The sequence below is a fragment of the Agaribacterium haliotis genome, assembly GCF_002312815.1.
In the GTDB taxonomy this organism is placed as follows: Bacteria; Pseudomonadota; Gammaproteobacteria; order Pseudomonadales; family Cellvibrionaceae; genus Agaribacterium; species Agaribacterium haliotis.
Map to the genome: position 1 here is coordinate 1 of NZ_NKQJ01000027.1, position 3,851 is coordinate 3,851.

7 protein-coding genes are annotated in these 3,851 nt (G+C 42.1%); 4 read left to right on the forward strand and 3 right to left on the reverse strand.

All coding sequences use genetic code 11. The features are described 5' to 3' along the window. Positions 1 to 32: 32 nt before the first annotated feature. Positions 33 to 647 (reverse strand): phage integrase N-terminal SAM-like domain-containing protein, encoded by a 615-nt coding sequence (locus CFK45_RS18140; protein WP_096087867.1) that lies wholly within the window; start codon positions 645 to 647, stop codon positions 33 to 35. Between the two features lie 320 nt (positions 648 to 967). On the opposite strand from CFK45_RS18140, the gene CFK45_RS18145 reads away from it, so the two are divergent. The 3 genes from CFK45_RS18145 to CFK45_RS18155 all read left to right on the forward strand — a co-directional run bounded on the left by CFK45_RS18145 (position 968) and on the right by CFK45_RS18155 (position 2,499). Continuing rightward, positions 968 to 1,330 carry a hypothetical protein gene (locus tag CFK45_RS18145; protein WP_096087868.1) on the forward strand — a complete coding sequence of 121 codons (363 nt, stop codon included), beginning with the start codon at positions 968 to 970 and terminating at the stop codon, positions 1,328 to 1,330. Positions 1,331 to 1,471: 141 nt separating this feature from the next. Continuing rightward, positions 1,472 to 1,969: a hypothetical protein gene (locus CFK45_RS18150; protein ID WP_096087869.1), complete on the forward strand. Its 498-nt coding sequence runs from the start codon at positions 1,472 to 1,474 to the stop codon at positions 1,967 to 1,969. A 119-nt stretch (positions 1,970 to 2,088) separates the two neighbouring features. Further along, positions 2,089 to 2,499 (forward strand): hypothetical protein, encoded by a 411-nt coding sequence (locus CFK45_RS18155; RefSeq protein WP_096087870.1) that lies wholly within the window; start codon positions 2,089 to 2,091, stop codon positions 2,497 to 2,499. A 136-nt stretch (positions 2,500 to 2,635) separates the two neighbouring features. Here CFK45_RS18155 and CFK45_RS18160 read toward each other — a convergent pair whose 3' ends face one another. Next, positions 2,636 to 2,905, reverse strand: a complete 270-nt coding sequence (locus CFK45_RS18160; RefSeq protein ID WP_096087871.1) for a Txe/YoeB family addiction module toxin — start codon at positions 2,903 to 2,905, stop codon at positions 2,636 to 2,638. Continuing rightward, positions 2,886 to 3,158, reverse strand: a complete 273-nt coding sequence (locus CFK45_RS18165; RefSeq protein WP_096087872.1) for a type II toxin-antitoxin system Phd/YefM family antitoxin — start codon at positions 3,156 to 3,158, stop codon at positions 2,886 to 2,888. The genes CFK45_RS18160 and CFK45_RS18165 overlap by 20 nt, the downstream gene beginning before the upstream one ends. A 316-nt stretch (positions 3,159 to 3,474) precedes the next feature. Here CFK45_RS18165 and CFK45_RS18170 point away from each other — a divergent pair, with 316 nt between their 5' ends. Continuing rightward, a complete protein-coding gene (locus CFK45_RS18170; protein WP_096087873.1) occupies positions 3,475 to 3,678 on the forward strand; it encodes a hypothetical protein in 204 nt (67 codons plus the stop codon). Positions 3,679 to 3,851 lie beyond the last annotated feature (173 nt).

A 3,851-nucleotide genomic window follows, 5' to 3' on the forward strand; every position in this document is an offset into this window, starting at 1 on the left:
TTTTACGTGCCATACGACACCTCCATATAAGGTCAAATATAACTATACAGGGTGTCTACTTTTCGTGGGTAACTTGGAATTTGTATTTTAAGCGCAGGTAAAGAGCCCTTAGGCAACACGGTTAATCGATCTTTCCCCCCCTTGCCAGAGCGAACAATGATGTTGTTTGCATCAAGGTCTATGTCTTTTATACGCAGCGCTAAAAGCTCGGCACTGCGCAAACCGCCGCCATACATTAGCTCAACCATTAATCGATTATGACCCAGCAACTGGTTCAAGATAGCTCTAATTTCTTCTCGACTATAAACAAGTGGCAGCCGTTTAGGCCCCTTAGCTGCCCGATAGTTCAAATTCCCTACTTTTATTCCTAAGAAGCGCTCATAGAGAAACACCATAGCGTTTAATGCAATTCTTTGAGTATTTACCGAACAATTGCGCTGAACACCAACAAAACTCAAAAACTGATCAATATCGGCCGCCTGCATACTAAAAGGGTGACGCTGATTGTGAAAGTGAATATAACGCTTAACCCAGTGCACATAAGTTTTTTCAGTTGAATAGGACAAGCCCTGCTCGCGAATAAAGTATCGAAAGCGATGCATAAAGCGCTCAGGCTGACTCGGTAATACCGGACGAACATCTTCCATACTCTGCCACCAAGCTGTATATCCATACAGCACAGCATAGATCGTCAAGCCTAAAGCTTCCAGTTTCAGGCGATTTTTCTCATTTCCTTATACAGAAAGCTATAACTATTTGATTTTTATATATATTATGGAGGCAAATTACAGCTATACCGACCAAGTAAACAGGACCAGTTGACCTAAATAGGTAAATTATCTGCAAGGTATTGATATTTATAGATATTTTTATTGTTTAAAGGTAGAGTCACGAAAAAATAGTAGGAAACATTCCTATTAATCAACTGTTAGCTTCTCGTAGTGCAAATAAAATTATGGAGTAGTAAATGAAAATTATTTTTTTTACTTTTGGTGTTCTGATGAGCTGTTTGGCAAGTTCAGTTAGTTTTGCAAATGCCGGTAAATTAAAAGGTAAAGTCGAGTATATCCGCATACATGATGCTGAGAACGCGAGTTGGGTCCCTCCTATATTTTGGTTTTCGGTTGAAGGAGTAACCAATGCAGGTAACTGCGGTTTGTGGCAAGGCAGGCCAATATTTGTTGGGAACAGTAGTGAAATGTTGTCGATATTACTTGCTGCACAGATGGCTGACAGAGAAATCAGTTTTCAGTGGGATGATGCAGTTCTTACCAACGGCAAATGTCGCGTGGGTTATGTAACAACAGGCAATCCTCCACCGCTGTTTTAAGCTAACAAACGCTTGCAGCCGAGGCCAAACACTACGCAATTTTGGTGTTACTCGCTGCGCTCAAACAATAACACCAAAATCGCTCCGCATTTGTCCCAGCTGAAGCGGGCGTTATATCTCTAATTACTTTCCGGTTTATCCATGGACGATCAGAATTTACAAGTTGTCATAGAAAATTTTAGGCAACACCTCATATCAGGCTTTGAAACACTACAACAAGCTTATGATCTATCAGGCAATGAAGTGAATTTTGAAGAATTCTATTTTGATTGGGCTCAATCTTGTTGGGAGTTATTAGTTGAGCGAAGTGTTACTGGTGTCAATCAAAGTCTTCAGGTTTATGGCTCTGGAAGTGACTATGAAATGGATGCGCACTCAAGGGTTTTCTTTCGTAGTGCTAAACCAACTCATGAGATTGTTGCGTTTTCTGACGATATAGTTATAGATTGCATTGATGGTGACGCGGTAGATCTGAGTAAGTATGAACTCAACTGTTTTGTTACTATGCATAAAGGGTGGTTTGAGAATAGACCACCCTATGATTGCGTACTACTTGATGAAAGAGGCGTGTACGGAAGTTCGTATAAGCAAGTGGTGGTCAAGTTAAGCCAAATAGACTGGCGGCTAGATAAGATATAACAATCGGCTTCAGTGCGAAGCCCAACACTCCTGTTGCCTTGTGTTGGTTCGCTGCGCTCCCAACTTAACACAAGGCAACTTCCGCATTGGGCTCGGCTGAGCCGGGCGTTAGGCATAAAATGAGATACCCCATATTATTCATACTTATTTCACTATTAGGTTGTAGTGACATTTCAAAGAATCAGGCTTTCAATCCTGTAGGAAAATGGAAAGAAATTGTTCCTGAAGGGATGTGTGATGATTGCGGCGGCATTATGGATTTTTCGGCCGATGGTACTTTCAAGTACGAAGGTCGATACTCACCAGAAAATCTCACTTTCCATTCATATGGTAAGTGGAAGTTTATAGATAGTGAGATGTGTATATTTCCTCAAGGTAGAAATTTCTTTTCTATGAATACAGGAAAAAAGATAGAAAACTATGAGTGGCCTTTAGATAGCTATTGCAACCCTTATATAGAGTTTGATAATAATCAAATAATCTTTGATGGTGGTTTGGACAGTTATTCAAAGATGATTCGATTGAATTGATCGGTTTAGCCTAACAAAGCTATGCACTGGAGCAGCAGTCTTTCATTGCAATTTATGCACTACGCTGCCGCTTCGTTAACATAAATTGCAACTACAGCCCGCTGCCCAGTGATAGCGGCGTTAGGGCTCCCGCGAATCAGTGATCTTCGTAGTGCCCACCAATTGCAAAAATATAAACCGACTTATCATCAAATTTATAAATTAATCGATCTTTTTGGGATATGCGCTTTGACCAAAAGCCTGCAAGGTTATGTCGTAACTGCTCGGGCTTGCCCATTCCCTTGCCAGGGTCATCCCTCAACATTTCTTTTAATAATTTACAAAGCGCTTTGTGCAGCTTTTTGTCCTTTTCACGCAGCGCTTCATATACTTCCCAAGTCCTACCTTCAAATACCAGTGATCTCATTTAACTCCTCACTGGTTGGGGTATAGCCACTTCCTTTGTTATGTGTTTCTACTGACTCTGAGATTTGCTTAAGCAAACTGCTATTTTGCAGCACATACAGCGTTTCCTGCTCTCTTTCCCAGTCGTCGGCACTCATAACCACAAAAGCTTCTCCCGCTCTACGGGTCACTTTTATAGGGGTATGGTTCGTAACTACTTGTTCTACAAAGGTTTTTAGCTTATCTCTAAACTGGTTTACGCTTACCGTATCCATATCTCACACCTAATGTACGGGGTTTCCGTACAAGTATAGCCAGTGCGCCCTAACAAAGCAATCTACCGGACATCCACTGCGTCGCTTAAAGTGTGCTTAAATAGCACACTTTAACCAACTCCGTTCCTGCCGGTAATTGCGGCGTTAGCTGCCTACCATCCTTCGCATCAATGATGATATAATCGCCACTACGCTCAACGGGTGGGCGGGGAAGCCTCGCTTCCGGCGGATATATTCACCCACGATCTCCTTCTTCTCCACGCCAATTGGAAGGCATCGTATCTTACTTCGTATAATTTACGGAGGAGAGGTACGCATGCCAAAAGCAACCCGATACCCCTCAAAGATAACCATTGCATTGGCCATTATTATATTGGCCGGACTTGGCGCAGCTGCGGGTGTCTACATCACATTCGCCCTGGACAAATCTATTGCAGCACAAGAGGTATGGGGACACTTTAAAGCCTTATCTACTTTTGTGGTTGGTTATTTTTTTGGCACTGGCAAATACGTCAAGTAGTCAGCTAACAAAGTTATCAACCCGACCTCCACTGCGTCGTTTAAAGTGTGCTTTAATAGCACACTTTAAACAACTCCGTTCCGGCCGGTTATAACGGCGTTGAGACTGTAGAAAAACTCATTTCCTTCCCTGTATGTTGATAAAATGCGATAAGTTAATCCGGGGTGACTTAT

Excerpts from the sequence above, each read along its gene's own strand:
- CFK45_RS18140 (WP_096087867.1), bottom strand. The coding sequence starts at position 647 with ATGGAAGATGTTCGTCCGGTATTACCGAGTCAGCCTGAGCGCTTTATG.
- CFK45_RS18165 (WP_096087872.1), bottom strand. The coding sequence starts at position 3,158 with ATGGATACGGTAAGCGTAAACCAGTTTAGAGATAAGCTAAAAACCTTT.
- CFK45_RS18170 (WP_096087873.1), top strand. The coding sequence starts at position 3,475 with ATGCCAAAAGCAACCCGATACCCCTCAAAGATAACCATTGCATTGGCC.
- CFK45_RS18155 (WP_096087870.1), top strand. The coding sequence starts at position 2,089 with ATGAGATACCCCATATTATTCATACTTATTTCACTATTAGGTTGTAGT.
- CFK45_RS18160 (WP_096087871.1), bottom strand. The coding sequence starts at position 2,905 with ATGAGATCACTGGTATTTGAAGGTAGGACTTGGGAAGTATATGAAGCG.
- CFK45_RS18150 (WP_096087869.1), top strand. The coding sequence starts at position 1,472 with ATGGACGATCAGAATTTACAAGTTGTCATAGAAAATTTTAGGCAACAC.
- CFK45_RS18145 (WP_096087868.1), top strand. The coding sequence starts at position 968 with ATGAAAATTATTTTTTTTACTTTTGGTGTTCTGATGAGCTGTTTGGCA.